Source organism: Psychrobacter sp. Ps6 (assembly GCF_022129235.1).
Taxonomy (GTDB): Bacteria; Pseudomonadota; Gammaproteobacteria; order Pseudomonadales; family Moraxellaceae; genus Psychrobacter.
The window spans coordinates 1-1,909 of record NZ_JADQAI010000088.1; the positions used below are offsets into that span (position 1 = coordinate 1).

At 40.2% G+C, this 1,909-nt stretch carries 2 protein-coding genes; both read right to left on the reverse strand.

Annotation, left to right across the window (positions count from 1 at the left end; all coding sequences use genetic code 11):
* Positions 1 to 208 (reverse strand): hypothetical protein (locus I3255_RS13950; protein WP_238039348.1); only part of this gene is annotated, 208 nt, incomplete at its 3' end.
* Positions 189 to 1,418, reverse strand: coding sequence for an ABC-three component system protein (locus tag I3255_RS13955; RefSeq protein ID WP_238039349.1), 1,230 nt, complete (start codon positions 1,416 to 1,418; stop codon positions 189 to 191). The genes I3255_RS13950 and I3255_RS13955, both read right to left, overlap by 20 nt.
* Positions 1,419 to 1,909 lie beyond the last annotated feature (491 nt).

Genomic DNA, 1,909 nt, shown 5'->3' on the forward strand with positions numbered 1-1,909 from the left:
AGCTTGGGTTTCTGAGAAATTCCTCAGGAGCAAGCTGATTGATCTGGCTATTCAACTCGGCTGGTGTAATGAGTTCGTCAAGGTTATGTACGATGGCAAATCTAATGGCAGACCCAGAATCACGAATATAAAAACTTGTGGTGTCCGATTCACGTTTACTCACAAAGCCATGAGCAACAAGTGCTTCATCAATGAGTTGCTTTATCATTCAGTCGACCCTCCGCATCGTCTTTTGTCATTACGCTAATGCATAGTGACTTGGTAATGTTGCTTTCAAGCTTTTCAGTGGCCAACTTATCGTCGAAGTTAGCTGAGTTCGTGAATTTTGTATCAAAGGTAAATGAGGCTTCTGCTTTGCTGGCAATTAGATGGTTGTACTCAAAAAGTAGTCTCAGTAGGTCACCATTGTTTTTCATTTCAAAGTTCATGTCTGACTCACAATCTTCACTTTCATCTACGTCAAGTGCTGTAGGTACGTAGAACCGATTTTCGCTGTCGAGGTAATGCGGAAGATGGTTGAATGTGGGCTCCACTGAAATAGCCTGTATGAGCTTGGTGTAGCGCCTGATATCACCCTTCTGAATGTCTTGAAACCGCTCGGATGGCTTCATCATCTGGCATAAGTTTTTTAATTCATTGATATGTGTATCTCGTATGTGCTCGCACAGACGCCTGGATCTTTCATAGTTGACATCACTCATTGTTGGTAACGCCTGATCGAGTCGTTCTTCTAGGTAGGTTTGAAGTCTGGCCTTCAACTCAACGGCATAATAGTCGCGATTCTGATAGGGGTTTTCGGCCAGTAATTCCTCTAGGATATCTCTTGCTTGGATACGGCCCTCATAAGCAGCTTTGTTTTCCGAGAAGCCGTCCACTTGATTTAGTTTGTGATTATGTATCGCCTTTGTGCTTATTTTTTCTGAGAGTAAGCAATAGTTAAAATTTATGAGATTATCACTGACCGTGATGGACCGTTTATCACATATTTTTTTTATTAGTGCTTTGGTCAGTCCTTCAATTTCACCCAGTCCACAATGAAAGTTGTCACCGTAGCGGTAGAATTTGACTATTTCTCCGCTAGTACCTTCGTGATCAGCGGTATTGTCTAGCTGTACGGATACATGAAAGTAACGGGACGTCCCTTTTATTTTGTCGTATTCGATCAGCGTGGACTGCTCCAGAGCAGTGGAGTAGCCACTGCGATATTTACTAATCTTGGCTTTAACTTGATGAGCAGAATGAAGCTTTCCTGCCTTATAAATAGCGAAGTCGTCGCTACTGTCTAGCTGAAGCTCGAAGTCTAAATCACCATCGTGAATAAGTTTAAGTGAGTGATATAAAGCAACTTTTCCTTGGTAAACAAAGCCACTCCAGGAGGATATGGCGCTGGCCGGGTACTTCTCTTCTTGTTGGCTCACATGAACTCCTTGATGCCAGTGTGACGGAGCTATTTTACTGTTTTTGTCTGGTTTTCTGTACTTTGTTCGTTTGTTTTGTGAACGTACTCTAAATTTTCCAGACTTCATAGTTAAACTTTCAACTTTAATTGAAAACTATCTAAAAATTTAGTTAAGTCGCTAATGTGCATAAAATCTAATTACATTCAAAGACAGCCTCTTGAGGTTAATGTTGTTCACTCTTAAATAAACGGTGTTAGCCCACTGTGACGGTTTTAAAAGTTATTTTATTTATAAATTATTTATAGCTTTTCTAATATCTACTAGCTTTGATGGGACAACTTATCTGATAAGATCTTGTCCAAGAATAAGTAACCAAACCCAAATCATTAGGGCTATTGCATTGCTTTATAAGGTCATAAAGAGTGGTATTAACAAGGACAGAGTAGGGGAAGGATATTGCAGAAAAGAGTAAATTTTATAGGGTCTAACCGCAATTAGACCCTATGCAA